The 25,811-nt window shown below is 55.8% G+C and carries 34 protein-coding genes; 31 read left to right on the top strand and 3 right to left on the bottom strand.

Annotated elements, in window-relative coordinates:
* The first annotated feature begins 55 nt into the window (after positions 1–55).
* The 31 genes from tuf to JN414_RS09705 all read left to right on the top strand — a co-directional run bounded on the left by tuf (position 56) and on the right by JN414_RS09705 (position 17,747).
* Positions 56–1,246, top strand: coding sequence for an elongation factor Tu (gene tuf, locus JN414_RS09855; RefSeq protein ID WP_202207715.1), 1,191 nt, complete (start codon positions 56–58; stop codon positions 1,244–1,246).
* Between the two features lie 120 nt (positions 1,247–1,366).
* Positions 1,367–1,675: a 30S ribosomal protein S10 gene (gene rpsJ / locus JN414_RS09850; protein WP_007282720.1), complete on the top strand. Its 309-nt coding sequence runs from the start codon at positions 1,367–1,369 to the stop codon at positions 1,673–1,675.
* 10 nt (positions 1,676–1,685) lie between these two features.
* Positions 1,686–2,369: a 50S ribosomal protein L3 gene (rplC, locus tag JN414_RS09845; protein WP_046901177.1), complete on the top strand. Its 684-nt coding sequence runs from the start codon at positions 1,686–1,688 to the stop codon at positions 2,367–2,369.
* 11 nt (positions 2,370–2,380) lie between these two features.
* A complete protein-coding gene (gene rplD / locus JN414_RS09840) occupies positions 2,381–2,995 on the top strand; it encodes a 50S ribosomal protein L4 (RefSeq protein ID WP_046901178.1) in 615 nt (204 codons plus the stop codon).
* Positions 2,996–3,036: 41 nt separating this feature from the next.
* A complete protein-coding gene (locus tag JN414_RS09835; protein WP_174694852.1) occupies positions 3,037–3,333 on the top strand; it encodes a 50S ribosomal protein L23 in 297 nt (98 codons plus the stop codon).
* 15 nt (positions 3,334–3,348) lie between these two features.
* Positions 3,349–4,179, top strand: a complete 831-nt coding sequence (gene rplB / locus JN414_RS09830) for a 50S ribosomal protein L2 (protein ID WP_046901180.1) — start codon at positions 3,349–3,351, stop codon at positions 4,177–4,179.
* 16 nt (positions 4,180–4,195) lie between these two features.
* Positions 4,196–4,474 carry a 30S ribosomal protein S19 gene (gene rpsS, locus JN414_RS09825; protein ID WP_007282725.1) on the top strand — a complete coding sequence of 93 codons (279 nt, stop codon included), beginning with the start codon at positions 4,196–4,198 and terminating at the stop codon, positions 4,472–4,474.
* A 2-nt stretch (positions 4,475–4,476) separates the two neighbouring features.
* The gene (rplV, locus tag JN414_RS09820) at positions 4,477–4,884 is read left to right on the top strand and encodes a 50S ribosomal protein L22 (protein WP_046901181.1); all 408 of its coding nucleotides are present in this window, start codon (positions 4,477–4,479) and stop codon (positions 4,882–4,884) included.
* 3 nt (positions 4,885–4,887) lie between these two features.
* Complete coding sequence (gene rpsC, locus JN414_RS09815) at positions 4,888–5,565, top strand: 30S ribosomal protein S3 (RefSeq protein WP_046901182.1); 678 nt, start codon at positions 4,888–4,890, stop codon at positions 5,563–5,565.
* 55 nt (positions 5,566–5,620) lie between these two features.
* The gene (gene rplP / locus JN414_RS09810; RefSeq protein ID WP_007282728.1) at positions 5,621–6,037 is read left to right on the top strand and encodes a 50S ribosomal protein L16; all 417 of its coding nucleotides are present in this window, start codon (positions 5,621–5,623) and stop codon (positions 6,035–6,037) included.
* 1 nt (position 6,038) lies between these two features.
* Entirely contained in the window at positions 6,039–6,272 is a 234-nt protein-coding gene (rpmC, locus tag JN414_RS09805) for a 50S ribosomal protein L29 (protein WP_010502114.1), read from the top strand.
* 13 nt (positions 6,273–6,285) lie between these two features.
* Positions 6,286–6,558 carry a 30S ribosomal protein S17 gene (rpsQ, locus tag JN414_RS09800; protein WP_010502113.1) on the top strand — a complete coding sequence of 91 codons (273 nt, stop codon included), beginning with the start codon at positions 6,286–6,288 and terminating at the stop codon, positions 6,556–6,558.
* Between the two features lie 12 nt (positions 6,559–6,570).
* Entirely contained in the window at positions 6,571–6,939 is a 369-nt protein-coding gene (rplN, locus tag JN414_RS09795) for a 50S ribosomal protein L14 (protein ID WP_007282731.1), read from the top strand.
* On the top strand, positions 6,939–7,259 hold the full coding sequence (gene rplX / locus JN414_RS09790; protein ID WP_046901183.1) for a 50S ribosomal protein L24: 321 nt from the start codon (positions 6,939–6,941) through the stop codon (positions 7,257–7,259). The genes rplN and rplX overlap by 1 nt, the downstream gene beginning before the upstream one ends.
* 11 nt (positions 7,260–7,270) lie before the next feature.
* The gene (gene rplE, locus JN414_RS09785) at positions 7,271–7,834 is read left to right on the top strand and encodes a 50S ribosomal protein L5 (protein WP_046901184.1); all 564 of its coding nucleotides are present in this window, start codon (positions 7,271–7,273) and stop codon (positions 7,832–7,834) included.
* Positions 7,835–7,968: 134 nt separating this feature from the next.
* The gene (gene rpsN, locus JN414_RS09780; RefSeq protein ID WP_007282734.1) at positions 7,969–8,274 is read left to right on the top strand and encodes a 30S ribosomal protein S14; all 306 of its coding nucleotides are present in this window, start codon (positions 7,969–7,971) and stop codon (positions 8,272–8,274) included.
* A gap of 12 nt (positions 8,275–8,286) precedes the next feature.
* Complete coding sequence (gene rpsH / locus JN414_RS09775) at positions 8,287–8,685, top strand: 30S ribosomal protein S8 (RefSeq protein WP_010502111.1); 399 nt, start codon at positions 8,287–8,289, stop codon at positions 8,683–8,685.
* A 10-nt stretch (positions 8,686–8,695) separates the two neighbouring features.
* Positions 8,696–9,232, top strand: a complete 537-nt coding sequence (gene rplF, locus JN414_RS09770) for a 50S ribosomal protein L6 (RefSeq protein ID WP_046901185.1) — start codon at positions 8,696–8,698, stop codon at positions 9,230–9,232.
* A complete protein-coding gene (gene rplR / locus JN414_RS09765) occupies positions 9,232–9,594 on the top strand; it encodes a 50S ribosomal protein L18 (RefSeq protein ID WP_046901186.1) in 363 nt (120 codons plus the stop codon). Before rplF ends, rplR begins: the two co-directional genes overlap by 1 nt.
* Positions 9,595–9,606: 12 nt before the next feature.
* A complete protein-coding gene (gene rpsE / locus JN414_RS09760) occupies positions 9,607–10,179 on the top strand; it encodes a 30S ribosomal protein S5 (protein ID WP_046901187.1) in 573 nt (190 codons plus the stop codon).
* On the top strand, positions 10,172–10,360 hold the full coding sequence (gene rpmD / locus JN414_RS09755) for a 50S ribosomal protein L30 (RefSeq protein ID WP_046901188.1): 189 nt from the start codon (positions 10,172–10,174) through the stop codon (positions 10,358–10,360). Before rpsE ends, rpmD begins: the two co-directional genes overlap by 8 nt.
* Before the next feature lies 1 nt (position 10,361).
* Positions 10,362–10,847, top strand: a complete 486-nt coding sequence (gene rplO / locus JN414_RS09750) for a 50S ribosomal protein L15 (RefSeq protein WP_202207714.1) — start codon at positions 10,362–10,364, stop codon at positions 10,845–10,847.
* Positions 10,848–10,943: 96 nt separating this feature from the next.
* Positions 10,944–12,317, top strand: a complete 1,374-nt coding sequence (gene secY / locus JN414_RS09745; protein ID WP_202207713.1) for a preprotein translocase subunit SecY — start codon at positions 10,944–10,946, stop codon at positions 12,315–12,317.
* On the top strand, positions 12,314–12,895 hold the full coding sequence (locus JN414_RS09740) for an adenylate kinase (protein ID WP_202207712.1): 582 nt from the start codon (positions 12,314–12,316) through the stop codon (positions 12,893–12,895). Before secY ends, JN414_RS09740 begins: the two co-directional genes overlap by 4 nt.
* Positions 12,896–13,111: 216 nt before the next feature.
* On the top strand, positions 13,112–13,489 hold the full coding sequence (gene rpsM, locus JN414_RS09735) for a 30S ribosomal protein S13 (protein WP_202207711.1): 378 nt from the start codon (positions 13,112–13,114) through the stop codon (positions 13,487–13,489).
* A gap of 58 nt (positions 13,490–13,547) precedes the next feature.
* On the top strand, positions 13,548–13,940 hold the full coding sequence (gene rpsK / locus JN414_RS09730) for a 30S ribosomal protein S11 (protein ID WP_007282744.1): 393 nt from the start codon (positions 13,548–13,550) through the stop codon (positions 13,938–13,940).
* Between the two features lie 130 nt (positions 13,941–14,070).
* Positions 14,071–15,090, top strand: a complete 1,020-nt coding sequence (locus JN414_RS09725) for a DNA-directed RNA polymerase subunit alpha (protein ID WP_202207710.1) — start codon at positions 14,071–14,073, stop codon at positions 15,088–15,090.
* 28 nt (positions 15,091–15,118) lie between these two features.
* Positions 15,119–15,538 (top strand): 50S ribosomal protein L17, encoded by a 420-nt coding sequence (rplQ, locus tag JN414_RS09720; RefSeq protein ID WP_046901194.1) that lies wholly within the window; start codon positions 15,119–15,121, stop codon positions 15,536–15,538.
* Positions 15,539–15,872: 334 nt separating this feature from the next.
* Positions 15,873–17,189, top strand: a complete 1,317-nt coding sequence (locus JN414_RS09715) for an MFS transporter (protein ID WP_174694847.1) — start codon at positions 15,873–15,875, stop codon at positions 17,187–17,189.
* A gap of 101 nt (positions 17,190–17,290) precedes the next feature.
* Positions 17,291–17,524, top strand: a complete 234-nt coding sequence (locus JN414_RS09710; protein ID WP_202207709.1) for a hypothetical protein — start codon at positions 17,291–17,293, stop codon at positions 17,522–17,524.
* Positions 17,525–17,576: 52 nt separating this feature from the next.
* Positions 17,577–17,747, top strand: coding sequence for a DUF1328 domain-containing protein (locus tag JN414_RS09705; protein WP_007282750.1), 171 nt, complete (start codon positions 17,577–17,579; stop codon positions 17,745–17,747).
* A 66-nt stretch (positions 17,748–17,813) separates the two neighbouring features.
* On the opposite strand, the gene JN414_RS09700 is transcribed toward JN414_RS09705, so the two are convergent.
* The 3 genes from JN414_RS09700 to JN414_RS09690 are packed head-to-tail and all read right to left on the bottom strand — an operon-like array spanning position 17,814 to position 25,806.
* On the bottom strand, positions 17,814–19,346 hold the full coding sequence (locus tag JN414_RS09700) for an efflux transporter outer membrane subunit (protein ID WP_202207708.1): 1,533 nt from the start codon (positions 19,344–19,346) through the stop codon (positions 17,814–17,816).
* On the bottom strand, positions 19,346–22,624 hold the full coding sequence (locus JN414_RS09695; RefSeq protein ID WP_202207707.1) for an efflux RND transporter permease subunit: 3,279 nt from the start codon (positions 22,622–22,624) through the stop codon (positions 19,346–19,348). Before JN414_RS09695 ends, JN414_RS09700 begins: the two co-directional genes overlap by 1 nt.
* Positions 22,621–25,806, bottom strand: coding sequence for an efflux RND transporter permease subunit (locus JN414_RS09690; RefSeq protein ID WP_202207706.1), 3,186 nt, complete (start codon positions 25,804–25,806; stop codon positions 22,621–22,623). The genes JN414_RS09695 and JN414_RS09690 overlap by 4 nt, the downstream gene beginning before the upstream one ends.
* Between the last annotated feature and the right edge of the window lie 5 nt (positions 25,807–25,811).

The raw sequence follows: 25,811 nt of genomic DNA, 5'->3' as shown, positions 1-25,811 counted from the left end.
TGAACTTTCAGTCTTATTCTCTGCCTCGTGGAAGGCAGGGTTTTGGAGAAAGACGATGGCAAAGGCTAAATTCGAGCGGAACAAGCCGCACTGCAACATTGGAACGATTGGTCACGTCGATCACGGCAAGACCTCGCTGACTGCTGCAATCACCAAGGTGCTGGCAAAGTCCGGTGGTGCAACGTTCAGTGCATACGACCAGATCGACAAGGCTCCTGAAGAGCGCGCTCGTGGTATCACCATCTCCACGGCTCACGTTGAGTATGAGACGAAGAACCGTCACTACGCTCACGTCGATTGCCCGGGCCATGCTGACTACGTCAAGAACATGATCACCGGTGCCGCTCAGATGGACGGCGCGATCCTGGTTGTGTCCGCTGCTGACGGCCCGATGCCGCAGACGCGTGAGCACATTCTGCTTGCTCGTCAGGTTGGTGTTCCTGCTCTGGTTGTGTTCCTGAACAAGGTTGACCAGGTTGACGACGCTGAGCTGCTCGAGCTCGTGGAAATGGAAGTTCGTGAGCTTCTGTCTTCCTACCAGTTCCCGGGCGACGATATCCCCATCGTCAAGGGTTCTGCTCTTGTGACCCTTGAAGATGGTGACGCCACCATCGGTGAAGATCGCGTTCTTGAGCTGATGGAAGCTGTAGACACCTACATTCCGCAGCCTGAGCGTCCGGTTGACCGTCCGTTCCTGATGCCGATCGAAGACGTGTTCTCGATCTCGGGTCGTGGTACGGTTGTCACGGGTCGTGTTGAGCGTGGCGTTGTGAACGTCGGCGACGAAGTTGAGATCGTTGGTCTGAAGGATACCATCAAGACAACCGTTACGGGTGTTGAGATGTTCCGTAAGCTGCTCGATCGTGGTGAAGCCGGTGACAACATCGGTGCACTGGTTCGTGGTACGAAGCGTGAAGACGTTGAGCGTGGTCAGGTTCTTGCAAAGCCAGGCTCCATTACGCCGCACAAGACGTTCAAGGCTGAGGCTTACATCCTCACGAAGGAAGAAGGTGGCCGCCATACGCCGTTCTTCACGAACTACCGCCCGCAGTTCTATTTCCGTACGACCGACGTCACGGGCGTCGTGACGCTGCCGGAAGGCACGGAAATGGTCATGCCGGGTGATAACGTAGCCATGGATGTCGAGCTGATTGCTCCGATCGCCATGGACGAAGGCCTCCGCTTCGCAATTCGCGAAGGTGGCCGCACCGTGGGTGCAGGCGTGGTTTCTTCAATCAGCGCCTAAGTCCTACGTTTCGCCGTTGATATGGAAGCCCCGGCCAGATTTATTTCTGGCCGGGGTTCCCTTTCAGATGCAATGGCAGTAGGACGAGACCCGAATTTTTGAGTTGGACGAATTAAGACTATGGACAACCAGAACATCCGCATTCGCCTTAAGGCGTACGATCATCGAGTGCTGGACAACAGCACCAAAGAGATCGTAAACACGGCGAAGCGTACGGGTGCGCGGGTTCGGGGTCCGATCCCGCTGCCGACGCATATCGAACGTTTCACGGTGAACCGTTCGCCACACGTGGATAAGAAAAGCCGCGAGCAGTTCGAAATTCGGACTCACCGCCGGCTGCTCGACATTGTCGAGCCGACACCGCAGACCGTGGACGCCCTCATGAAGCTCGACCTCGCCGCTGGCGTTGATGTCGAGATCAAACTCTAAGGTCCAGACGATGCGTACCGGATTGATTGCAAAAAAGCTGGGGATGACCCGGCTGTTTAAAGAAGACGGCACTCATGTGCCTGTGACGGTCCTGCACCTTGACGAAGTTCAGGTTGTGGATACCCGCACGAATGAGCGTGATGGCTATACAGCCGTTCAGCTCGGTCTTGGTAATGCCAAGGTGAAGAATGTCACCAAGGCAAATCGTGGCCACTTTGCCCGTACCAAGGTTGAGCCGAAGAAGCACCTCGTAGAGTTCCGCGTTGCGGAAGATGCTCTGCTTGAGGCCGGCGCAAAGCTCTCCGCTAACCATTTCGTGGTTGGGCAGAAAGTTGATGTCACGGGCCAGAGTAAGGGTAAAGGTTTTGCGGGTGTTATGAAGCGTCATAACTTCGCTGGCCTTGAAGCCTCTCACGGCGTTTCCATTAGCCACCGTTCTCATGGTTCTACGGGCCAGCGCCAGGATCCTGGCAAGGTCTTCAAGGGCAAGAAGATGGCAGGTCATATGGGTGACGAGCGTGTTACAACGCTGAACCTGGAAGTGGCAGCCGTGGATGAAGAGCGTAACCTGATTATGGTCAGGGGTGCGATTCCTGGTGCGAAGAATAGCCTTGTGCTGATTCGCGATGCAATCAAGAAGGCTCGCCACGCCGATGCGCCGTACCCGGCTGCAGTCGTAGCGGCCGCCGGTTGAGGACGAGGGGCATGGAATACGATATCAAGACCCTCGATAATGGCAGCGCTGGCTCGGTCGCGCTTCCAGAAGAGATTTTCGCGGTTTCTCCGCGTGCCGACATCATGGCGCGAGTTGTTCACTGGCAGCTGGCTAAGCGCCGCGCTGGCACGCATCGCACCAAAGGCATGGGTGAAGTTTCTGGTACGACGAAGAAGCCGTTCCGCCAGAAGGGCACCGGTTCTGCACGTCAGGGCTCGCTGCGTGCGCCGCAGTTCCGTACGGGTGGCGTTGTTCATGGTCCGGTTGTCCGTGACCACGGATACGATCTGCCAAAGAAGGTTCGTCGTCTCGGCCTGATTTCTGCGCTTTCGCAGAAGGCTGCTGCTGGCAAGCTGGTTGTGCTCGATACCGCCAATGGCGTGAGCAAGACCCGTGAAGCTGCTGCTAAGCTCAAGGTTCTCGGCTGGTCCTCCGCGTTGATCGTGGATGGTGCGGTTGATGAGCAGTTTGCTCGTGCGGTTGCGAACCTGCCGAAGATTGACGTCCTGCCGACCATCGGCGCGAACGTCTATGACATCCTCAACCACGATGTACTGGTTATTACCCGTGCGGGTCTTGAGGGTCTTAAGGAGCGTCTGGCATGACCATCTCTATCGTCATGAACGCACGTAAGACAGCTGAGAACATGTCTCAGGAAGCTCTTTACGATGTGGTCCGTTCGCCGCTGATCACGGAAAAGGCTACGCTTCTTTCGGAGCGTAATCAGGTTGTTTTCAAGGTCTCCACGACTGCAACCAAGCCGCAGATCAAGGCCGCTGTCGAAAAGCTCTTCAACGTTAAGGTTTCTGGCGTGAACACGCTGGTCCAGAAGGGTAAGACGAAGCGCGTCAAGGGTCGTCCTGGTCGCCGCTCTGACATCAAGAAGGCGTATGTACAGCTTGCAGAAGGTCAATCCATTGACCTTACAGCGAAGCTGGGCTGACGCGGGGTAATAACCATGGCACTAAAGCACTTTAATCCCACGACGCCGAGCACACGCGGCACCGTGCTGATTGATCGTAGCGAGCTCTGGAAGGGCAAGCCGGTCAAGCAGCTGACGGAAGGTAAGAACAAGTCTGGCGGTCGTAATAACCACGGCCGTACGACAGTTCGGTTCCGTGGCGGCGGGCACAAGCAGTCCTATCGTTACGTCGATTTCAAGCGTCGTAAGTTCGATGTGGGTGCAACGATTGAACGCCTTGAGTACGATCCAAATCGTACGGCGTTTATCGCGCTCATCAAGTACGATGACGGCGAGCTTGCTTACATTCTGGCTCCGCAGCGCATCAAGGTTGGCGATCGCGTCATCTCTGGCGCCCATACGGATGTGAAGCCGGGCAATGCGATGTCTCTCGGCGCTATGCCGGTTGGTACGATTGTTCACAACATTGAACTGAAGCCAGGTGCTGGCGGCAAGATGGCACGTTCCGCTGGAACGTATGCTCAGCTCGTTGGTAAAGATGCGGGCTACGCCCAGATCAAGCTTCAGTCTGGTGAACTACGTCTTGTTCGCGGCGAATGCATGGCAACGGTTGGTGCTGTCTCTAACCCAGACAACATGAACCAGCACATGGGTAAAGCTGGACGTTCCCGTTGGCTCGGACGTCGTCCGCATAACCGTGGCGTTGTCATGAACCCGGTTGATCACCCGCATGGTGGTGGTGAAGGTCGTACCTCTGGTGGCCGTCATCCGGTTACGCCATGGGGCGTTCCGACGAAGGGTTACAAGACGCGTGTTAACAAAAAGACGGATAGCTTGATCATCCGTCGCCGTAAGTCCGGCAAGTAAGAGGGGGCAAACAGAGATGGCACGTTCCGTCTGGAAGGGCCCGTTCGTTGACGGGTATCTGTTCGGCAAAGCAGAAGCAGCTCGTGCTTCTGGTCGTAACGAAGTGATCAAGATCTGGTCACGTCGTTCCACGATTCTGCCGCAGTTCGTCGGGCTTACGTTCGGCGTCTATAATGGTCACAAGTTCCTGCCTGTGCAGGTCACGGAGAACATGGTCGGTCATAAGTTCGGTGAATTCTCACCGACACGGACCTACACCGGTCATGGCTCTGACAAGAAGTCGAAGCGGGGCTGAAAATGAGCAAGCCGAAGCACATCCGCACGCTTGCTGATACGGAAGCGCAAGCAATTACGCGTAACATCCGTGTTAGCCCGCGTAAGCTGAACCTGGTTGCGGCAATGATCCGTAACCAGCCAGCTGACAAGGCTATTGCCGCTCTGACCTTCTCGCGTCGTCGTATCGCGCAGCAGGTTAAGAAGACTCTTGAGAGCGCCGTGGCCAACGCTGAGAACAATCATCAGCTGGACGTTGATCGTCTGGTTGTGAAGACGGCTGAAGTCGGCAAGTCCATCGTCATGAAGCGTTTTCACGCTCGTGGCCGTGGTCGTTCGGCTCGCGTTGAAAAGTTCTTCAGCCACCTGAAGATTGTTGTGGCCGAAGCTGCAGAAGCGTCGGAAACCAGCGAAGAGCAGAAGGCAGCTTGATCCATGGGACATAAGGTCAATCCAATCGGGCTTCGGCTCGGTGTTAACCGTACCTGGGATAGCCGCTGGTACGCAGGTGCAGACTATGCACGTCTTCTTCATGAAGACCTTAAGCTGCGTGCATTCCTGCGTCGTAAGCTGTCTGGTGCTGGCGTCTCTCGTGTTGTTATCGAGCGTCCGGCAAAGAAGCCCCGCGTAACGATCTACGCTGCCCGTCCGGGTGTCGTGATCGGTAAGAAGGGTCAGGACATTGATGCACTGCGTAAGGAACTGAGCCGTATGGCGAAGACCGACGTAGCGCTGAACATCGTTGAGATCCGTAAGCCGGAAATCGACGCAACTCTGGTTGCTGAAAACATTGCTCAGCAGCTTGAGCGTCGCGTTGCTTTCCGCCGCGCCATGAAGCGCGCAATCCAGTCTGCAATGCGTCTGGGCGCCCAGGGCATCCGTATTACTTGCAGCGGACGTCTGGGTGGTGCCGAAATCGCACGTGACGAGAAGTATCGTGAGGGACGTGTGCCGTTGCATACGCTCCGCGCTGATATTGACTATGGCACGGCGACGGCCAAGACGACTTATGGAACCTGCGGTGTGAAGGTCTGGATCTTCAAGGGTGAGATCCTGGCTCATGACCCCCTGGCACAAGACCGTCGTGCCGCGGAGCAGGCTCCGCAACGTTGAATTGTAGGCGAAAGCCTACAGTTCCATTGCTGGTGCTGATTGAGGATTTAACAACATGCTTTCCCCAAAGCGGACAAAGTTTCGTAAAGCTCACAAAGGCCGTATCCACGGTCTTGCGAAAAGCGGAACGCAGCTGAACTTCGGTGCATATGGTCTGAAGGCTCTTGAGCCAGAGCGGATCACGGCCCGTCAGATCGAAGCGTCCCGTCGTGCTATTACTCGTGCGATGAAGCGTGCCGGTCGCGTATGGATTCGTATTTTTCCTGACCTTCCGGTCTCGACAAAGCCTGCAGAAGTGCGTATGGGCTCGGGCAAGGGTTCCCCAGAGTACTGGGCAGCTCGTGTCAAGCCAGGTCGCATCCTGTTTGAGATCGAAGGCGTTCCGCCGGAAGTCGCTCGCTTGGCACTGAGCCTGGGAGCTGCAAAGCTTCCGATCAAGACCAAGTTCGTTCAGCGTATCGGAGACGCGTAAGATGGCCGACACGTACAAGCCTGCAGATCTGCGCGCGAAGAGCGAGGACGAGCTGAACGCTCTGCTCATCGATCTGAAGCGCGAACAGATCAATCACCGTTTTGCGGCTGCCACCGGGCAGTCGGAAAACACAAGCCGTGTTAAGGTCGTGCGTCGTGCTGTCGCGCGCATCAAGACACTGGCTCATCAATCGAAGAACCGTGCGGGCGCCCAAACGTCCGCCGCAAAGTCCTGAGAGGAGACGGACGATGCCAAGGCGCGTCCTGACAGGGCGAGTAACGAGCGACAAGATGGACAAGACGGTTACCGTTCTTGTTGATCGTCGTATCATGCACCCGCTCTATAAGAAATTCATCCGCCGCTCCAAAAAGTATGCGGCTCATGATGAAGCCAACGTCTGCCAAATTGGCGATCTGGTTCGCATTGAAGAATGCGCACCGATTTCCAAGCGCAAGACTTGGTCTGTCGTCGCACGCAACGGAGAGGACATGGCTTCGGCTTCCTCTTCCGTCAGCGCATAAGGGGGTAGGCACATGATTCATCCCGAGACCAACCTTGACGTCGCCGATAATTCCGGTGCGCGTCGGGTGCAGTGCATCAAGGTGCTGGGCGGCTCCAAGCGGAAGACTGCCTCGGTCGGCGACATCATTGTCGTATCCGTTAAGGAAGCCATTCCCCGCGGTAAGGTGAAGAAGGGTGACGTCCATCAGGCCGTTATCGTTCGTACGTCTTATCCGGTACGTCGTGCAGACGGATCTGCGATCCGTTTTGACAAAAATGCTGCTGTGCTGATTAACAAGCAGCAGGAGCCGATTGGCACGCGTATCTTTGGCCCGGTCGTTCGTGAACTGCGTGCACGCAAGTTCATGAAGATTATCTCCCTGGCGCCGGAGGTGCTGTAATGGCTGCACGTATTAAAAAAGGCGATCAGGTCCTCGTTCTTTCCGGCAAGTCCCGGGGCGTTCGTGGTGAAGTCCTTTCAGTGATGCCAAAAGCTGAGAAAGCTGTCGTCCGCGGCGTAGCTATCGCTAAGCGTCACACGAAGCCCAACCGCGCAGGTGGAGAAGGTGGTATCATCGAGCAGGAAATGCCGATCCATCTGTCCAACCTAAAGCTGGTTGATCCCAAGAGCGGTAAGCCGACACGCGTTGGTTTTCGGGTTCTTGAAGACGGTCGCAAAGTTCGTGTTGCTAAGGCAACCGGCGAAGTGATCGAAGGCTGAGGAACGCAAAAATGAGCGATAACAACACCGCTTTGCCGCGTATGCAGCAGCGCTACGAAGAAATTCTTCGTAAGCAGCTTCTCGAGCAGTTCGGCTACGCAAACCCGATGCAGGTTCCTAAGCTCGAGAAGATCGTGCTGAACATGGGCGTCGGTGAAGCAGCTGGCGACCAGAAGAAGCTGGATGCAGCAGTTGCTGAAATGGCAGCGATCTCCGGCCAAAAGCCGGTCAAGACGCTGGCACGCAAGGCTATTGCTGGCTTCAAGATCCGTGAAGGTCTTCCGATCGGTTGTAAGGTTACTCTGCGTCGTCAGCGTATGTATGAGTTCCTCGACCGTCTCGTGACGATCGCAATGCCTCGCATTCGTGATTTCCGTGGTCTTCCGGCAAACAAGGGCTTTGATGGTCGTGGCAACTTCGCCATGGGCATCAAGGAACAGATTGTTTTCCCGGAAATCGAATATGACAAGATCGATGCCGTTCGCGGTATGGACATCATCTTCGTGACCACTGCAAAGACCGATGCCGAAGCAAAGGCTCTGCTGAAGGCCTTCGATCTGCCGTTTGCAGGTTGATCAGGTAATTTTTCAGACCGATCGCGACTAAAAATAAGGATTCGGCCTTCCATTGGAAGGCCGCTTTCCTTTATAGACACGCAGATTGGAAAACCGTCGGGATAGGCCTGACAGGTTCCGGGAGAAAATTCGAGATGGCGAAGATCTCAGCGGTTAACCGTAATAACCATCGCGCAGCTCTTGCAAAGCGCGATAAGGAAAAGCGGACCGCTCTTAAAAACATCATCAAGGATCGTTCCCTTTCGGTTGAAGACCGATTTGAAGCGACTCTTAAGCTGGCACAGATGCCACGTAACGGATCCGCAACGCGCGTCCGTCTTCGTTGCAAGCTGACCGGTCGTCCCCGTGCTAACTACCGTAAGTTCGAGCTTTGCCGTATCGCTCTGCGTGATCTTGCGTCCGCCGGCCAGATTCCTGGCATGGTCAAGTCGAGCTGGTAAGGGATAGATCGAATGTCGTTGTCTGATCCACTGGGTGATATGCTTACCCGGATCCGTAATGCTCAGCGTGCTCGTCATGCTGCCTGCGTTGCGCCCGCTTCCAAGCTTCGCACGAACGTGCTTGAGGCTCTGAAGCGTGAAGGTTACATCCGTGGTTTTTCCACGGAAGAAGTCCGTAAGGGCGTATCGCAGCTCCGTATTGAGCTGAAGTACGTTGAAGGGCAGCCGGTCATTAAGGAAATCCATAGGGTCTCCAAGCCTGGCCGTCGTGTCTATTCGAAGATCAAGGAACTTCCGCGCGTTTATGCCGGCCTTGGTGTGTCGATCCTGTCCACCCCGCGTGGCGTCCTTTCGGACGTCGAGGCCCGCGCTGCCAATGTTGGCGGCGAGGTTCTCTGCCGCGTCTTCTGAGGAGGGTCGCATGTCTCGCGTAGGTAAATATCCCGTAGAAGTTCCGGCAGGTGTGCAGGTCGCAGTTGCCAACGGTGTCTTCACGGCCAAAGGCAAGCTTGGTGAACTGAGCTTCCCGGTTTCTCGTCACGTGGACGTGAAAATCGAAGACAACTCAGTTGCAGTTGCTCCGATTGGTCGTCGCTCCCGTGAAAACTGGACGATGTGGGGAACGACGCGCGCTCTGATCGCAAATATGGTCAAGGGTGTGTCTGTTGGTTTCACCAAGGGTCTTGAAATTCAGGGTACGGGTTTCCGTGCTGCTGTTCAGGGATCCAATCTGGTGATGAACCTCGGCTTCTCGCACGATGTCGTTTATCCGATTCCGGCCGGTATCAAGATCACCACGCCGCGTCCGACCGCTATTGTTGTTGAAGGCAACGACAAGCAGCGCGTTGGTCAGGTCGCTCTCGATATTCGCAGCTTCCGCAAGCCTGAGCCATACAAGGGCAAGGGCGTTCGTTATGACACGGAAGTTCTGCGTCGCAAGGAAGGTAAGAAGAAGTAATGGCATCGCAGCAAGGATTGCAGGAACGTCGCCGTCAGCGGCTGCGTTTCCAGCTTCGTCGCAAGAGCGGCGGCCGGCCGCGTTTGTCGGTCTTCCGTTCCAGCAAGCACATTCACGCCCAGATCATCGACGATGCACAGGGTCGTACTCTTGCCAGCGCATCTACGCTGGAAAAAGAGCTCCGCGACAATGGCAACACCGGTGCTAACGTGGACGCAGCTTCGGCGATCGGCAAGCTGATCGCGGAACGTGGCTTGGCAGCTGGCGTGACGGCCGTCGTGTTTGATCGCGGCGCTTATGTCTATCATGGCCGGGTCAAGGCCCTGGCAGAGGCTGCCCGTGAGGGCGGACTCTCGTTCTAAGGAGGATCACACATGGCACGTGAGCCAAGAGAAGGCGGCCGTGGTGGTCGTGAGCGCGAGCAGGGCGACGATCTGGTCGACAAGCTCGTAACCATCAATCGTGTTGCCAAGGTTGTTAAGGGTGGCCGTCGCTTTGCTTTCGCAGCGCTGGTTGTTGTTGGCGATCAGAAGGGACGCGTTGGTTACGGTGCGGGTAAAGCTCGTGAAGTGCCCGAAGCTATCCGTAAGGCTACCGAGCGCGCCAAGCGTACGATGATCCGCGTACCAATGAAGGAGGGTCGTACCCTTCATCATGATACGTCAGGTCACTACGGCGCTGGTAAGGTTGTTGTTCGTGCGGCTGAGGCCGGTACGGGTATCATCGCCGGTGGTCCGATGCGTGCGGTTTTCGAGAGCCTGGGTGTTAACGACGTTGTCGCTAAGAGCCTTGGAACGCGTAACCCGCACAACATGATCAAGGCTACGTTCGCTGCCCTTGAAAAGGCAAGCAGCCCTCGCAACGTCGCTTCGCGCCGTGGCAAGAAGGCCGCTGAACTTTTCGGTAAGCGCGAGCAGGCTCAGACCGAGGAGACTGCAAATGTCTGAAAACGGTAAGACCGTTCAGGTAAAGCAGATCGCTTCTGTCATTGGTCGCAAACCGGGCCAGGCTGAGACCCTTGTTGGTCTTGGTCTGCGCGGTATCGGTTCCACCCGTACGCTGGAAGATACTCCGGCTGTGCGTGGGATGATCCGCAAGGTTGCCCACCTCATCCAGGTGGAGGGTTGAAATGAACCTCAACGAATTGCGCGATAACGAGGGCTCTCGTTATCGCAAGAAGCGCCTAGGACGTGGCATTGGTTCCGGTAAGGGTAAGACCTCCGGACGCGGTGTTAAGGGTCAGAAGGCTCGTGAAGGCGTCTCGCTGAATGGCTTTGAAGGTGGTCAGCTTCCGCTGTATCGCCGTATGCCTAAGCGTGGCTTCGTGAACATCTTCCGCAAGGAATACGCTCCGGTGAACCTTGGCGCGATTTCGAAGGCTATCGAAGCAGGCAAGCTGGACAAGTCGGCTCCTGTTACGGAAGCAACACTTCGCGCTGCTGGGCTTGTCAATGGCAAGACCTATGGTGTTCGTCTTCTTGCGAAGGGTGAACTTTCGCATGGCGTAACCATCGAAGTCGACGGTGCTTCCGCAGCAGCTCTTGCTGCTGTTGAGAAGGCTGGTGGCTCCGTTAAGGTGCTTGCACCGAAGAAGGAAGTTCAGGCTGAAGCCTGAGTTCTCCTCTCCCAGATTTATCTGGGGTATGGTTAGATAGTGAACAGCGTCCCGTGCAGATGTGCGGCGACGCTGTTTTCATGAAAGGACAGGTGGATGGCTTCCGCAGCAGAGCAGCTCGCCGCCAATCTCAATATGAGTTCCTTTGCCAAGGCGACTGAACTCAAGAAGCGTATCTGGTTTACGCTTTTGGCCCTTATCGTTTATCGCCTCGGAACATACATTCCTGTTCCTGGTGTTGATGCGACAGTCATGGGTCAGCTGCTGGCACAGCATCAGGGTGGCATTCTGGGCATGTTCGACATGTTCACGGGTGGTGCTCTCGGACGCATGACTGTGTTCGCCCTGAACATCATGCCGTACATCAGTGCATCGATTATTATTCAGCTTCTTTCAACTGCTCTTCCGTCTATGGAAGCAATGAAGAAAGAGGGTGAGGCGGGGCGCAAAAAGCTTAACCAGTATACCCGCTACCTCACTGTTTTCATCGCACTCTTCCAAGCATACGGCATCGCTGTTGGGCTGGAGAACATGACGTCTCATGGCGCGAGCGCTGTGGTGATGCCGGGTGTCTTCTTCCTCGCGTCGTGTGTCGTGACGCTGGTCGGTGGCACGATGTTCTTGATGTGGCTTGGCGAGCAGATCACATCACGGGGTGTCGGTAACGGTATTTCACTGATTATTTTCGCGGGTATTGTCGCCAATTTGCCTCATGCGCTGGCCAGCCTTTTTGAACTGGGCCGCACCGGGGCATTGTCTCCGATTTTCGTGATGATCTTTTTGGTTATGGCGATCGCTGTCATTGCCTTTATCGTCTTCATGGAGCAGGCACAGCGTCGTGTTGTGATCCAGTATCCGAAGCGTCAGATTGGCAATCGCATGTTCGGCGGTGATTCCACGCATATGCCGTTGAAGGTAAACACGGCGGGTGTAATCCCTCCCATTTTTGCTTCTTCCGTATTGCTGATTCCTGTGACGATTTCAGGATTCATGAACGGGCATAATATGCCGGGCTGGCTTTCCGTTCTTGGGCAGCAGCTTGGTCAGGGACAGCCTCTTTATATGCTGTTCTATGCCGCAATGATTCTGTTTTTCTCGTACTTCTACGCTGCTGTGACATTCAATCCTGAAGAAACGGCTGAAAATCTGCGTAAGCAGGGCGGCTTTATTCCGGGTATTCGTCCGGGAGCAAGCACCGCGTCATATTTCGATCGGATTCTGTCGAGGCTGACCACGATCGGTGCTCTGTATCTGGTCGTTGTCTGTCTCCTGCCGCAGATTTTGATCAGCAAGTACAACGTGCCATTTTATTTTGGCGGTACGAGCCTCATCATTATTGTGTCGGTCACAATCGATACCGTGACGCAGGTCCAGTCTCATCTTGTTGCCCACCAGTATCAGGGGCTGATCCGCAAGCAGCGTAGCCGTGGTTCCAGGAATGGCATTTCGGGAGGAAATAAGCGTCGATGAATATCATTCTTCTTGGCCCTCCCGGGGCAGGCAAGGGGACGCAGGCGAAACGTCTTGAGCAGCTTTATGGGCTAAAGCAGATCTCGACTGGAGATATGCTGCGGGCGGAAGTCGCTGCGGGAACGCCAATCGGCAAGGAAGCAAAAGCCATTATGGAGAAAGGGGAGTTTCTTCCTGATCCGATAATGGTGAAGATGATCCAGGGACGGATTGCCCAGCCAGATTGTGCTCAAGGGTTCATTCTGGATGGTTTCCCAAGAACGGAAAGCCAGGCGGAAGCACTTGATGCCATGTTGGGCACCGACGGATTGAAGATTGACGCCGTCATTCTTCTGGATGTCGCCGAAGATCAGCTTGTCGAGCGTATTGCCAGTCGTACTGCGGAAGATGGTACACGTCGGCCAGATGACAATCCTGAGGTCGTGAGGTCTCGCCTTGATATTTATCGCCGCCAGACTGCACCCATCCTTCCCTATTATGAGAAGGCTGGTCGTCTGAAACATGTTGACGGCATGCGTGGCGTTGACGAAGTGGGCGGGGAGATTGACGCGCTCATTGGAAAGACCGCAAAAAATTGAAGAAATGAGGAAGATCACGAAGAAGTGATCATTCTCATTTGACTCAAGGGGGGTGCCCGGTATATTGCGCGCCCTCGACATATCTGCAGCGTAGAGGTGGCCTGTGTTCCGGAATCGGACTGGGAGCTGACATGCCTGCGATGCAATCGATCCGGTTTCGACCGGACATGAAACAGGCTGACGCGGTCAATTGATCGCGTCGATGGGAGAATTGGCGTGGCACGTATTGCCGGCGTAAACATTCCGACCAACAAGCGGGTGGTCATCAGCCTGCGCTATGTCTACGGCATTGGCCCGTCGACCGCGCAGGCAATCTGCAGCAAGCTCGGTATCCCCGATGCAAAGCGCGTTAACGAACTGTCTGACGATGAGATCGTAAAGATCCGTGAGCTGATCGATGGCGAATTCCGCGTCGAAGGTGATCTGCGTCGTGAGACGGCCATGAACATCAAGCGTCTGATGGATCTGGGCTGCTACCGCGGTCTGCGTCATCGTCGCGGCCTCCCGGTCCGCGGTCAGCGTACGCACACGAATGCACGTACCCGTAAGGGTAAGGCAGTGGCGATTGCTGGCAAGAAGAAGGTCACGCGCTAATTCGCGCCTGACTGCTTCACTCTGACGCTTCTCGCTAACTTTTAGGACGACCTCTATTATGGCTAAGGCCGCAGCACCGCGCATTCGTAAGAAAGAGCGCAAGAATATTATCTCTGGCGTTGCACACGTGCTTTCCACGTTCAACAACACCATGATCACGATCTCCGACGCGCAGGGTAATGCAATTGCATGGTCCTCCTCGGGCGCACAGGGCTTCAAGGGCTCGCGTAAGTCTACACCGTATGCTGCACAGGTTGCTGCAGAAGACGCAGGCCGCAAGGCTCGCGAGCACGGTATGGAAACGCTTGAGATCGAAGTGTCCGGTCCGGGTTCGGGGCGTGAAAGTGCTCTTCGTGCGCTGCAGGCTGTTGGCTTCACCATTACGTCCATCCGTGACATGACGCCGGTGCCCCATAATGGCTGCCGTCCGCGCAAGCGTCGTCGCGTTTGAGTGATGCCATGCCGTACATTCGTGAGGATGTACGGCATGTGTAGTGATTGCATCTCCCTCCGCACGATTTGTGCGGGCCAGGTGCCGCCAATTTTTGTTGGCGGGCTTCGTTGTTTGAAAGGCCACGACCTTGGTTCTCCAGAAAAACTGGCAGTCCCTCATCAAGCCGGAGAAGCTTGAAGTCGAGCCCGGCCCGGTTGCCTCGCGCATCGCCACAGTCGTGGCGGAGCCGCTGGAGCGCGGTTTCGGTATGACGCTCGGTAATGCGCTGCGTCGTATTCTTCTGTCCTCACTTCAGGGCGCTGCAGTAACTGCCATTCAGATTGATGGCGTGCTGCATGAGTTCTCTGCTGTACCTGGCGTGCGTGAAGACGTAACGGACATCGTCCTGAACGTTAAGCAGCTTGCTCTGCGTATGCACAGTGAGGGGCCGAAGCGCATGATTCTCACGGCGACTGGTCCGGGAGAAGTAAAGGCAGGGCAGATTCAGGCCGGGCATGATATTGAAATCATGAACCCTGATCTTGTGATCTGCACTCTTGATGATGGTGTGAAGCTCGGAATGGAGTTCACCGTCAACATGGGCAAGGGTTACGTTGCTGCTGTTGCAAACCGTCCGGAAGATGCTCCGATTGGTATGATCCCGATCGATGCAATCTACTCACCGGTTCGCCGCGTGTCTTACAAGGTCGAGCAGACCCGCGTTGGTCAGGTCACTGACTACGATAAGCTGCTGCTGACGGTTGAGACGAACGGTGCTGTAACGCCGGAAGACAGTCTGGCTCTTGCTGCGCGTATTCTTCAGGATCAGCTCCAGCTGTTCATCAACTTTGATGAGCCGCGTCCGGTCCAGCATGAAGAGCCGCAGGACGACCTGCCGTTCAACCGCAATCTTCTTCGCAAGGTTGACGAACTCGAGCTTTCGGTGCGTAGCGCCAACTGCCTCAAGAACGACAACATTGTTTACATTGGCGATCTGGTGCAGAAGTCCGAACAGGAAATGCTCCGTACGCCAAACTTCGGGCGTAAATCGCTCAACGAGATCAAGGAAGTTCTCACCGGTATGGGGCTGTCGCTCGGCATGAGCGTCCCGGCCTGGCCGCCCGAGAACATCGAGGATCTGGCCAAGCGTCTCGATGAGACGTTTTGAGAACTTCTTAGGGTAAGGAAAACTAGCAATGCGTCATGGTGTGAGCGGGCGTAAGCTCAATGTCACCTCTTCTCACCGCGCTGCCATGTTCCGCAACATGGCCGTCGCACTCATCAAGCACGAGCAGATCACGACGACTCTGCCGAAGGCGAAAGAACTTCGTCCGGTTGTTGAGAAGCTGATCACTCTCGGTAAGCGCGGTGACCTGCACGCTCGTCGTCAGGCATTCGCTCAGCTGCGTGATGACACGGTTGTCAGCAAGCTCTTCAGCACGGTTGCTGAGCGCTACAAGGCTCGTGCCGGTGGCTACTCCCGCGTTCTGAAGGCTGGCGTACGCTACGGCGACAATGCCGACATGGCAGTCATCGAACTCGTAGAGCGCGATGTTGATGCCAAGGGCCAAGACAGCGGTCCGAAGCCAGTTGCAGAAGAGCAGGAAGCCGCCTGAGGCTTCTCGTTTCGAGACGAAAAAAGGGCCGGTGCAGCAATGCACCGGCCTTTTTTTTATTCTGCGGTTCACATTGCTGTGCAGAGTGTGTAGTTTTGCCACATCTCTTGCAGGACGATTCCCGTCTGGTTTCTTAACCGGCTGTTTTTCTCCCGCCCGTCAGGGCGGGGAGGGTGTCTCTTTTCCTGAAGGTCGACAATCTGTTGGCCTCGCTGTCCTGCATAATTTTGAGAAACGGGTCCGAGCACTCTCGTAGGGCCCGCAACGACGCCTCCCATATCTGTTTCGGCAATGAGGTCGAAGCAGGTTCGTGACGCGCCTATGCCTGGAGAGCATGAAAATGTCCGAAACAGCCGCACCTAAACGCGGACTAGCGGAAATTCTTGGCATCCCACGCGCCCTTTTCTGGGCTTTTGTTGGTCAGCTTTTATTCATGGTGGGAGACGGTGTCGAAGCCGGATATCTCGACACCTACATGCTGCACCACGGCCACTCCCAAGGGTTCGTCAACGAACTCTTCACTCTTTACGGCATCACGGTCATGATTGCAGCCTGGTTTTCCGGGCCTCTGTCTGATCTGATGGGCCCCAAAAAGGTCATGTGGATCGGCCTGATCCTTTGGGCTCTTCTGGAAGTCTGCTTCCTGACGTTCGGGCTGGGTCCGAATAGTGGGCCTATGATCCTTCTCTTTTATGCGCTGCGTGGATTTGCCTATCCGCTGTTCGCATACGGTTTCCTCGTGTGGATTGCTGCCGCCACTCCGGCTGCCATGCTTGGATCGGCTGCTGGATGGTTCTGGTTCTCTTTCTCTGCGGGGCTGCCGACACTTGGCTCCCAGTTTGCACGCTATACGATCCCATATCTTGGTGAACTCAAAACGTTCTGGTGCTCACTGGGGCTGGTGATTATTGGTGGCCTCGTCGCATTGCTGTTCACGCACGAGCCTACAGGCAAGAAGCGCCTTTTGCCTGATCACGTGCCCACCAAAGATATTTTCTTTGGCTCACTCAGCATTATGTGGCGTGAGCCCAAGACGACGATTGCTGGGATTGTCCGTATTATCGATACGTCTTCGGAATACGCTTTCCTCGCCATCATGCCAGCGTTCTTTGTGGACCAGCTACACTTTAGCCTCGAACAATGGCTCAACCTGCTGTCGCTGATCTTCCTCAGCAACATCCTGTTTAACCTTGTCTCCGGCATGATTGCTGACACTTTGGGACATCGTTTCGTGGTGTCGGTCTTCGGTGGTATCGGCGGCTTCATTGCCATTCCGCTGTTTTACTATGTGCCTATCTGGTATCCGGGGAATTTCTGGGCGGTTGCCGCAGCGGGCATTTTCTATGGTGCAACGGTCGCTGCCTTCGTGCCGCTTTCAGGCCTGATGCCGCAGATTTGCCCACGTGAAAAAGCTGCAGCTCTGTCCATTCTGGGTCTCGGCGCAGGTGCCTCGACATGGGTTGGTCCGGCAATCGTCTCGTTCTGTGGAGCGGTTTTCGGTCCGGGCATGAGCTATGTGATCTGGACATTTGCTGTGATCTACCTTGCTTCCGCTGGTATGACGCTTGCCCTTAAGATTTCTCCTGAGGCTCGTCGTTACACAGAAGAAGCTACGGCCCGAGGCGAAGTGAGCACGACTGTCGGTCACTAAGAGCGATCTGTCACATCTTTGTTAAAGAGCAGGGGTGGTTCGTTATCGAACTGCCCCTGTTTTTGTATGTCGTGGATGAAATGGTTTGGGAGTTGAAAACTATGGATGCAGATCTGGCGTCATATCTGGATGAGAGCGTGCCGTCCTTGCAGGATGGGGCTGGGCGGGTTGTCGACTGCACCTGTGCAAAGAAAAATATTTGCTCGTTCTTAAAAGAAAGTCGGGCAGTTGTGGCGGATCTGATGGTGGATCAGCCATTTTTCTTGCTGCTGTCCGCTTTTGTCAGCGGTCTGTTGTTAGGACGTAGTCTTTTTTCAGGAAAGAAACCTTCCTGAGGCACATGACGTTACGACATGACCACGACCTATAATTCAAGGATCATGTCCCATGCTGCATTATGCTATCGTTTTCTTCATTATTTCTATCATTGCCGGTGTGTTCGGCTTTTCGGGCATTTCCGCAGCAACCGCTGGTATTGCCAAGCTGTTTTTCATCATCTTCCTGGTACTTGCTGTTCTGGCCATTCTGGCTGGCGTTGCCGGGCTACACGCTCTCTGAGCGCTGTATCCTTCGCCGGATGAGGGCATAAAAAAGGGCGGGATGAAAATCCCGCCCTTTTTGTTTTCAGCGTCCGTTTTTGTCTTTCTGGATGAAAGAGGGAAGCAAAGGGTTGTCGGTCTGAAGAGAGGCCTTTGTTGGGAGGTCTTTTACATTCCAGCCGCCGCCAAGATCAGTCAGCAGAGCAACTTCAGCATTGAATTGCTGCTGGCGAATGCTCAGTTGGCTCTCTTCATACTGAAGAGCGGTCTGCTGTGCTGTAATGACGGTCGTGTAAATCTGGGTGCCGGCGAGATACTCATTCATGGAGACCCGTACGGCAGCCTGGGCACTTGCGACGGCCTGGTTCTGAAGTCCTAGCTGCTGATCAAGGTAATGCAGATTCGACATCTGATCTTCCGTGTCTTGCATGGCTGCAAGAACGGTCTGTCGATATGTCGCAACAGCATTATCGTAGTCTGCCTCGGCTTCACGGACAGCAGCAGTTCGTGCGCCGCCCTGGAAGATCGTTTCCGTGGCAGCCGCGCCCAGGCCCCAGGTACGGGTAGCGGTCTGGATCAGTTGCTGGAGCGGATTACCGCTATAACCATAAGATGCAGAGAGCGTGATTTCCGGGAAGAACGCGCCAATCGCATATCCGATTTCGGCATTATAGGCTTCCATGTTGCGCTCAGCCTGAGCGACGTCCGGTCGGCGTTCAAGGATCATGGAAGGAACGGCTACAGGAGCTGCAGGAATCTCCTTGGGAAGCAATGCTGGAGCGATCGTCACGTCTGCCGGTGCGCGACCGGTCAGCATTGCAATGGCATGCTCATATTGGGCGCGGGCAATATGAGCATTGGCGAGGCTGGCTTCGGTGGATTGCAGAAGATACCGGGCCTGCAGAAGGCTTGTTGGGTCAGCAACGCCTGCCTCAAGCTGGTTTTCAAGAATTTTGAGATTGTCCCGGTATAGGCCCACGTTGCGCGTATAGAGATCGACCAGGCTATCCTGGTATCGCAGGCTGAAATAGTCCTGCGCCAGTGTCAGTTGATAGGACAGGCGCATGCTGGCAACCAGCGCGGCGTCGCCCTGCGTTGCAGCAACCTGCTGCTGAACCTGCCGCCGTATTTTTCCCCAGACATCAACCGTCCAGCTTGCAGATGGGCCGGTTGCCCAAGTGTTGCTCGTGTAGGACTGCGAGGAGGTGTAGGTGAAACCACCACTGGTGCTTGAGGCACTGCTGCCCTGCGAATTCCTGTTGAAGCTGAAATTCCCGCTCAGTGTGGGGTACAGGCTTGCCTTGATGGAATCGATGGTCGCCGCGGCTTTGCGATACTGCGCTTCGTATTCCTTCAGGCTCTGATTGGATGTCGCGATGCGTTCTTCCAGATCATTGAGAAGCGGATCATTGAAGATGGTCCACCAGTCGCCTTTGGGCATCTGAACCAGATCAGGGCGCGCCTTGTTCCAGCCGGCTGGTGGCGGCACTTCTTTGAAGTGTGGAGAAATGACTGCCGAAGGACGATGGTAATTCGGTCCAACCATGCACCCACTCAGGAAAGGCACGGCTGCTCCCAGCAGAAAAGTACGCAGGGAAGGCATACGAAGGACGGTCATCAGATTTCCGTTTCCCGGGGCGAGATGTGAAGCAGAATGGCAAAGTTATGCCGGGCGCGGCCGAGCATCTTTCCAAAACGATCGAGATAAAGGAACACGACGGGCGTGCTGTAGAGCGTGAGAAGCTGGCTGACCATCAGCCCACCCAGAATGGCGATGCCAAGCGGGCGGCGCAGTTCGCAGCCATATCCATTCCCGAAGACGAGAGGCACGGCCCCAAAGGCTGCGGCCAGAGATGTCATAAGGATTGGGCGAAATCGCAGAACGCTCGCCTGCTGGATAGCCTCAAAAGCTGTTGCGCCCTCGCGTTGTGCGACAAGAGCAAAGTCGATCAGCATGATCGCGTTCTTCTTGACGATACCAATCAGAAGAATGACGCCAATCATTGCCATGAGGGAGAATTCCTGCCCAAACAACTGAAGGGCGAGAAGGGCGCCGACGCCAGCAGAGGGCAGGGTGGACAGGATCGTCAAGGGATGGATCAGGCTCTCATAGAGCATACCCAGAACGATATAGACCGCCGCAAGAGCAGCAAGGATCAGCAAAGGCTCATCACTGACAGACTTCTGGAAAGCTGCGGCATTGCCTGCAAATCCACCATGAATGGTGGGCGGAACATGCAGTTTGACCATCGCCGTTTCGACAGCCTGAACGGCAGGTCCGAGAGAGGCACCTGGCGCCAAATTGAAAGACACGGTTGTAGCAACGGAAAGTCCATCATGGTTGACCGTCAGGGCCGTGTTCGTGGCGCGCTGATATCCAAGCACCGAGAGCGGCACCATGTTGGAAACGCTAGTGGCAACGGCTGCACCACTAGACGCGGATTTTCCACCTGCCAAAGCATTCGCTACGGAGTTGATGTAAGACTGTTCGCTCTGAGAGAGCGTGCTAGTTGCGGTGTCGGCTCGAACACGCAGGTTATTAGAGGACGTGCCGCCTGCGGCGGTTCCACCAGAGGCACTAACCCACATCTGTTTCAGCGTTTCGGGGCTTTCCCAGTATCGCGGAGCGACTTCCATCACCACATGATACTGGTTCAGATTCCCGTAAATGACGGAAGCTGAACGCTGACCAAACGCGTCATAGAGTGTATTCGCAATCAGCTGGGGCGTGATGGAATACCGGGAGGACATATCCCGATTGATCGCAATGGCAATGGCCTGACCGCCTTCCTCCACGTTGGATGAAACATCCATCAGCAGGGGAATTTTTGAGAGCGCTGCAACAATTTTAGGCGTCCACTCATAGAGCTCTTCGGCCGATGGGCCTTCCAGCGAGTACTGATAGGCTGCGTCTCCCGAGCGCGCACCTATACGGACTGCCCCTGGAGCCATAAGGCGGAGTTGCGCGCCTGGAACGTGCGAGAAGGCCCGGTTGATGCGTTGAACCGTTGCAGCCAGATCGTCCTTGCGCTCTTCCTTGGATTTAAGCGCGACAAAAAGATTGGCGGAATTGGCCGAGCGTCCGCCTGCGCCACCCATGACCCCCGCAACATCCCTGTCTGCTGCGACGACTTTCATGGCGCGGGCCGTAATGTCTTTCAGGGACTGAAAGGACACGGACTGATCGGCGACGAGACGCCCCATGAGTTGCCCGGTATCTTCAGACGGAAAGAAGCCCTTGGGCATTTTCACAAAGAGAACACCGGCCAAAATCAGTGTTGCTGGCAAGGACATAACGATCAGGAATGGATGCCGAAGGCTCCATCCGAGTGACTGTTCATATCCTTTGGCGACCCGGTCGATCATGCATTCAAGCATGGAACCAATTCTGCCCCAGAAGCCCTGTGAGGCTGCGGGCGCAGAGCTGAGGATCAGGGCGCTGAGCATCGGGGTGAGGGAGAGGGACAGCACCATGGAGATGGTCAGCGTGATAACCATGACCATCGCGAACTCATGGAATAGCCGACCCGCAATGCCGCCCATGAACATGATGGGAGCGAAAACCACAATCAGGGACATGGTGATGGATAAAACAGTAAAGGCAACCTCGCTTGCCCCGAGGATGGCGGCTTCCACCCGCTCATGACCCATTTCCATATAACGGGTAATGTTCTCAAGCACGACGATGGCATCGTCCACAACGAAGCCGGTGGAGATTGTCAGGGCCATCAGAGACATATTGTCGAGCTGATAACCCAGCAGCGACATGACCCCAAACGTTCCGATGATCGAAATCGGGACGACAATCGCTGGAATCAGAATGGCGGACAGGCTGCGCAGAAACAGCAGGACAACGACCACGACCAGCACTACGGCTATGATGAGGGTCTGTTTTGTATCGTTCAGGGAGGCGCGGATTGTCTTGGAACGGTCAATCAGGACGTTGATATGGGTGTTGCCCGGCATTGCCGACTGAAGAATGGGAAGGCGCTTGCGAATACCATCAACCGTCTTGATGACGTTGGCGCCACCCTGTGTGAACACTGTACAGATGATGGCGCGCTGACCATTGAGGAAGCCTGTCTGGCGTAGATCTTCAACGCTGTCATTGACTTCCGCGACGTCTGTCAGGCGAACAGGTTGGCTGTCACGATAGGCGACGACCAGCCCACGGTAATCAACGGCTTTGCTGGCCTGATCGTTCGTTGACAGCATGAGACGCGTGCCGTGGGAGTCAATGAAACCCTTCGGCGTGTGAGCATTGGCCGATGCAAGTGCCGCGCGAACATCTTCGAAACCAATGCCATAGCGGAACAGGCGGAGAGGATTCAGTTCTACACGAACCGCGGGGAGGGAACTGCCGCGGATTTCGACTTCGCCCACACCCTCAACCTGACTGAGCTGCTGAATCAGAACGTTGCTGGCAAACTCATAAAGCTCCTGTGGCGTCCTTGTGCTGGACGTCAGCGTCAGTGCAACAACCGGGGGGCCGTTGGAGTTGGCTTTGTCGTAAGTCGGGTTTGTGCGCAGAGTGGAGGGAAGATCCTGGCGTGCGCCCTGAAGTGCAGCTTCGACGTCTCGTGCGGCACCATTGATGTCGCGGGAGAGGTCAAACTGAAGAGTAATGCGCGTCTGATTGACCGTTGATTCAGACGTCATCTCCGTAACGCCCGAAATCGCACCCAGATGCCGCTCCAGCGGGGCTGCCACTGTACTGGCGATTTCGGACGGAGAACCGCCAGGCTGGTTCGCCATCACCATGATGACCGGGAAGTCTACGTTCGGCAGATCGGCGACGGGCAGGCTGAAATAGCCCAGGATGCCGCCGATCAGGAGCGCGACGGCCAGAAGGATCGTTCCAACTGGCCGCATGACGAAAAGGCGGATCAGCCTCACGGGTTGCTGTGCGTGCTTGGAGTTTGCGCCCGGCCTGCATGATAGCGCTGCATCAGCGTCCGCGTCTTACGGCCGATGCCGTCCATGAACAGATAGATGACCGGAGTGGTGAACAGGGTCAGCATCTGTGACAGCATCAGGCCACACACAATCGCCACGCCGAGGGGGCGGCGCAGTTCGGAGCCGACGCCATGGCTCAGCATGAGAGGCAGGGCACCAAACAAAGCGGCCAGCGTCGTCATGAGGATCGGACGAAAACGCAGGAGGGCTGCCTGGCGAATGGCTTCGAGCGGTGTGTGCCCTTCCAGTCGCTCGGCCTCGAGTGCGAAGTCGATCATCATGATGGCATTCTTTTTTACAATGCCGATCAGCAGCACGATGCCGATGATCCCCATGATGTCGAGGTCCATACCGAACAGGTACAGGCCAATCAGCGCGCCGATAGCAGCGGATGGCAGCGTGGACAGGATGGTGATGGGGTGGATGAAGCTCTCATAGAGAATACCCAGAACGATGTAGACCGCGATGACCGCAGCCATAACAAGCCAGACCTCGTTCGTCAGAGACGAGCGGAAAGCTGCGGCTGTGCCTTGAAACGCGGTTTCGAATGCCGGGGGAAGGCCAAGCTGCTTCTCAACCCGTTCAATGGCACTCGTTGCCGCACCGAGCGAATACCCTTTCGAGACGTTGAAAGAGATCGTCGTGGCTGGGAACTGGCCGTAATGACTGATGAGAAGGGGGGCAAGGCTATGACTGATCGTCGTAACCTGCTTCAGCGGGACCAACCCGGAAGTCGGCTGACGTGTCGGGCCGGAGGTGCTGCTGCCCGCTTCGGATGAAATCCCCGGCAGGTATAGCTGATTGAGAGATGTCAGGTCGTTCTGAAGATCCGGAAGCGCTTCCAAAATGACGCGGTACTGGTTGGCCTGCGTGTAGATCGTTGAGATCTGACGCTGGCCATAACTGTCATACAGAAGGTTATCGACCGTCTGCGGTGTGATGGAATAGCGGGCACCCGTTGCACGGTCGAGCGAGAGCTGGGCAACCAGACCTTCAGCCTGCAGATCGGACGTGACATCCGACAGGGAAGGCTCCTGTTTCAGCGCGTCGACAATTTTGGGAACCCAGGTCTTGAAGGTGTCGTAATCCGGGTTCTCCAGCATGAACTGGTATTGTGTGGCCGAAATCGAGGAATCCAGAGACAGATCCTGAATCGGCTGAACAAACAGCTGCGTTCCGATGACATTCTGGCCGACCTGACCCAGTCGCTGAAGAATGGTTGTCAGGTCAGAGGTGCGCTCATCCCGTGCCTTGAGATTAATCAGAAAACGGCCGACGTTCAGCGTCATGTTCTGGCCGTCAATTCCCACAAAAGAGGAAATGCTGGCCACATCCGGATCCTTGAGGATCTCTGCCCCCAAAGCGGCCTGACGCTCCTTCATGCCATTAAAGGAAATGGCCTGGGACATGACGGAAATGCCCTGCACAACGCCTGTATCCTGCGTTGGGAAGAAGCCTTTCGGGATTGTGTAGGCCAGTGCGCCCGTCAGGATAATTGTTCCGAGCGTGACCAGAAGTGTCAGGCCACGGAACCGCAGAACCACGTCCAGCCAGCGACCGTACAAGGCAATCATGCCATTGATGCCGCGTTCCGTTGCATCGGACAGGCGGCCCCAGAACCCACGGCTCTTGGAGGGGGCATGCGTATCCGTCAGCATCCGCGCGCACATCATTGGAACCAGCGTAATGGAAACAATGGCCGAGATGACAATCGTGATGGAGAGCGTCATGGCGAATTCGTGGAACAAGCGTCCCACGACATCCTTCATGAACAGCAGTGGGATGAGCACTGCGATCAGCGAAACTGTTAGCGAGATGATGGTGAAGCCGATTTCGCCAGCACCCTTCAGGGCAGCGGTGTAACGATCTTCGCCGGCTTCCACGTAGCGGGCAATGTTCTCGATCACCACGATGGCGTCATCCACCACAAAGCCTGTGGCAATGGTGAGGGACATCAGCGACAGGTTATCGAGCGAGAACCCGAGCAGGTACATTGCCGCCATGGTGCCCACCAGCGAAAGCGGGACCGACAGGCTGGGAATGATTGTGGCAGGGACATTGCGCAGGAAGACGAAGATGACGCCGACCACGAGCAGCATGGACAGACCCAGCTCGTATTCAACATCGTCAACAGAGGCACGGATGGTTGTTGTCCGGTCTGTCAGCGGTGTGATTTCGATGCCAGGGGGCAGGTCCTGCTTGAGCTGGGGCAGGATGCGCAGAACGTTGTCCACCACGCCAATCACGTTGGCGCCGGGCTGGCGCTGAACATTCAGGATCAGGGCAGGGGTCTTGTTCGACCATGCCGCCAGCTGAGTGTTCTCTGCGCCTTCGACGACCGTAGCCACATCGCGAACGCGGATCGGGCCGCTGTTCTGATAGGCAATGATTTGGTCCATCAACTGATCGACGGACTTGATCTGCCCATCAATGCGTAGAGATGTAGAGCGTTTTGGGCCGTCAAATGTGCCTGTTGGGGAGTTGACGTTCACGGTCGTAATGATCGTGCGCAAGGTATCAATCGCGATGCCGTACGATGTCAGCTTCGGGATGTTGACCTGAATGCGGTACGCCTTGCGATTGCCACCAGACAGCGTGACGAGACCCACGCCGGAGATCTGGCTGATCTTCTGCTCAAGACGCGTGTTGACGTAATCTTCCACTTCCGGAAGCGGCAGGGTTTTCGACGTGATACCCAGTGTCAGGACCGGAGTATCCGCCGGATTGACCTTCGCATAAATCGGAGGTGCTGGCAGATCCGTTGGCAGCAATGATGTGGCATTATTGATGGCAGCCTGAACTTCCTGCTCCGCCACATCCATGGACATGTCGAGGCCGAAGCGCAGGGTCACCACCGAGGCACCGCCAGAAGACTGTGACGTCATCTGGTCCAGGCCCGGCATCTGCCCAAGCTGCGTTTCAAGTGGAGCCGTGATGGACGTGCTCATCACGTCCGGTCCGGCGCCTGGGTAATAGGTCGAAACCGTAATGGTTGGGTATTCAACCTGAGGCAGCGCGGAGACTGCCAGGAAGTGGTAGCCGAGCAGTCCGCTCAGCAGGATGGCGAACATCAGGAGGCTGGTGGCAACCGGACGCTCGATGAACAGGCGGGACGGATTCACGGTCT

Source organism: Gluconobacter sp. Gdi (genome assembly GCF_014132155.1).
In the GTDB taxonomy this organism is placed as follows: domain Bacteria; phylum Pseudomonadota; class Alphaproteobacteria; order Acetobacterales; family Acetobacteraceae; genus Gluconobacter.
The sequence above is the reverse complement of the archived record's forward strand: the minus strand, read 5'-3'. Positions and strand labels throughout refer to the sequence as shown.

Bases quoted from the DNA above. Each gene is read 5' to 3' on its own strand.
- tuf (WP_202207715.1), top strand. From the start codon at position 56: ATGGCAAAGGCTAAATTCGAGCGGAACAAGCCGCACTGCAACATTGGA.
- rpsJ (WP_007282720.1), top strand. From the start codon at position 1,367: ATGGACAACCAGAACATCCGCATTCGCCTTAAGGCGTACGATCATCGA.
- rplC (WP_046901177.1), top strand. From the start codon at position 1,686: ATGCGTACCGGATTGATTGCAAAAAAGCTGGGGATGACCCGGCTGTTT.
- rplD (WP_046901178.1), top strand. From the start codon at position 2,381: ATGGAATACGATATCAAGACCCTCGATAATGGCAGCGCTGGCTCGGTC.
- JN414_RS09835 (WP_174694852.1), top strand. From the start codon at position 3,037: ATGTCTCAGGAAGCTCTTTACGATGTGGTCCGTTCGCCGCTGATCACG.
- rplB (WP_046901180.1), top strand. From the start codon at position 3,349: ATGGCACTAAAGCACTTTAATCCCACGACGCCGAGCACACGCGGCACC.
- rpsS (WP_007282725.1), top strand. From the start codon at position 4,196: ATGGCACGTTCCGTCTGGAAGGGCCCGTTCGTTGACGGGTATCTGTTC.
- rplV (WP_046901181.1), top strand. From the start codon at position 4,477: ATGAGCAAGCCGAAGCACATCCGCACGCTTGCTGATACGGAAGCGCAA.
- rpsC (WP_046901182.1), top strand. From the start codon at position 4,888: ATGGGACATAAGGTCAATCCAATCGGGCTTCGGCTCGGTGTTAACCGT.
- rplP (WP_007282728.1), top strand. From the start codon at position 5,621: ATGCTTTCCCCAAAGCGGACAAAGTTTCGTAAAGCTCACAAAGGCCGT.
- rpmC (WP_010502114.1), top strand. From the start codon at position 6,039: ATGGCCGACACGTACAAGCCTGCAGATCTGCGCGCGAAGAGCGAGGAC.
- rpsQ (WP_010502113.1), top strand. From the start codon at position 6,286: ATGCCAAGGCGCGTCCTGACAGGGCGAGTAACGAGCGACAAGATGGAC.
- rplN (WP_007282731.1), top strand. From the start codon at position 6,571: ATGATTCATCCCGAGACCAACCTTGACGTCGCCGATAATTCCGGTGCG.
- rplX (WP_046901183.1), top strand. From the start codon at position 6,939: ATGGCTGCACGTATTAAAAAAGGCGATCAGGTCCTCGTTCTTTCCGGC.
- rplE (WP_046901184.1), top strand. From the start codon at position 7,271: ATGAGCGATAACAACACCGCTTTGCCGCGTATGCAGCAGCGCTACGAA.
- rpsN (WP_007282734.1), top strand. From the start codon at position 7,969: ATGGCGAAGATCTCAGCGGTTAACCGTAATAACCATCGCGCAGCTCTT.
- rpsH (WP_010502111.1), top strand. From the start codon at position 8,287: ATGTCGTTGTCTGATCCACTGGGTGATATGCTTACCCGGATCCGTAAT.
- rplF (WP_046901185.1), top strand. From the start codon at position 8,696: ATGTCTCGCGTAGGTAAATATCCCGTAGAAGTTCCGGCAGGTGTGCAG.
- rplR (WP_046901186.1), top strand. From the start codon at position 9,232: ATGGCATCGCAGCAAGGATTGCAGGAACGTCGCCGTCAGCGGCTGCGT.
- rpsE (WP_046901187.1), top strand. From the start codon at position 9,607: ATGGCACGTGAGCCAAGAGAAGGCGGCCGTGGTGGTCGTGAGCGCGAG.
- rpmD (WP_046901188.1), top strand. From the start codon at position 10,172: ATGTCTGAAAACGGTAAGACCGTTCAGGTAAAGCAGATCGCTTCTGTC.
- rplO (WP_202207714.1), top strand. From the start codon at position 10,362: ATGAACCTCAACGAATTGCGCGATAACGAGGGCTCTCGTTATCGCAAG.
- secY (WP_202207713.1), top strand. From the start codon at position 10,944: ATGGCTTCCGCAGCAGAGCAGCTCGCCGCCAATCTCAATATGAGTTCC.
- JN414_RS09740 (WP_202207712.1), top strand. From the start codon at position 12,314: ATGAATATCATTCTTCTTGGCCCTCCCGGGGCAGGCAAGGGGACGCAG.
- rpsK (WP_007282744.1), top strand. From the start codon at position 13,548: ATGGCTAAGGCCGCAGCACCGCGCATTCGTAAGAAAGAGCGCAAGAAT.
- rplQ (WP_046901194.1), top strand. From the start codon at position 15,119: ATGCGTCATGGTGTGAGCGGGCGTAAGCTCAATGTCACCTCTTCTCAC.
- JN414_RS09715 (WP_174694847.1), top strand. From the start codon at position 15,873: ATGAAAATGTCCGAAACAGCCGCACCTAAACGCGGACTAGCGGAAATT.
- JN414_RS09710 (WP_202207709.1), top strand. From the start codon at position 17,291: ATGGATGCAGATCTGGCGTCATATCTGGATGAGAGCGTGCCGTCCTTG.
- JN414_RS09705 (WP_007282750.1), top strand. From the start codon at position 17,577: ATGCTGCATTATGCTATCGTTTTCTTCATTATTTCTATCATTGCCGGT.
- JN414_RS09700 (WP_202207708.1), bottom strand. From the start codon at position 19,346: ATGACCGTCCTTCGTATGCCTTCCCTGCGTACTTTTCTGCTGGGAGCA.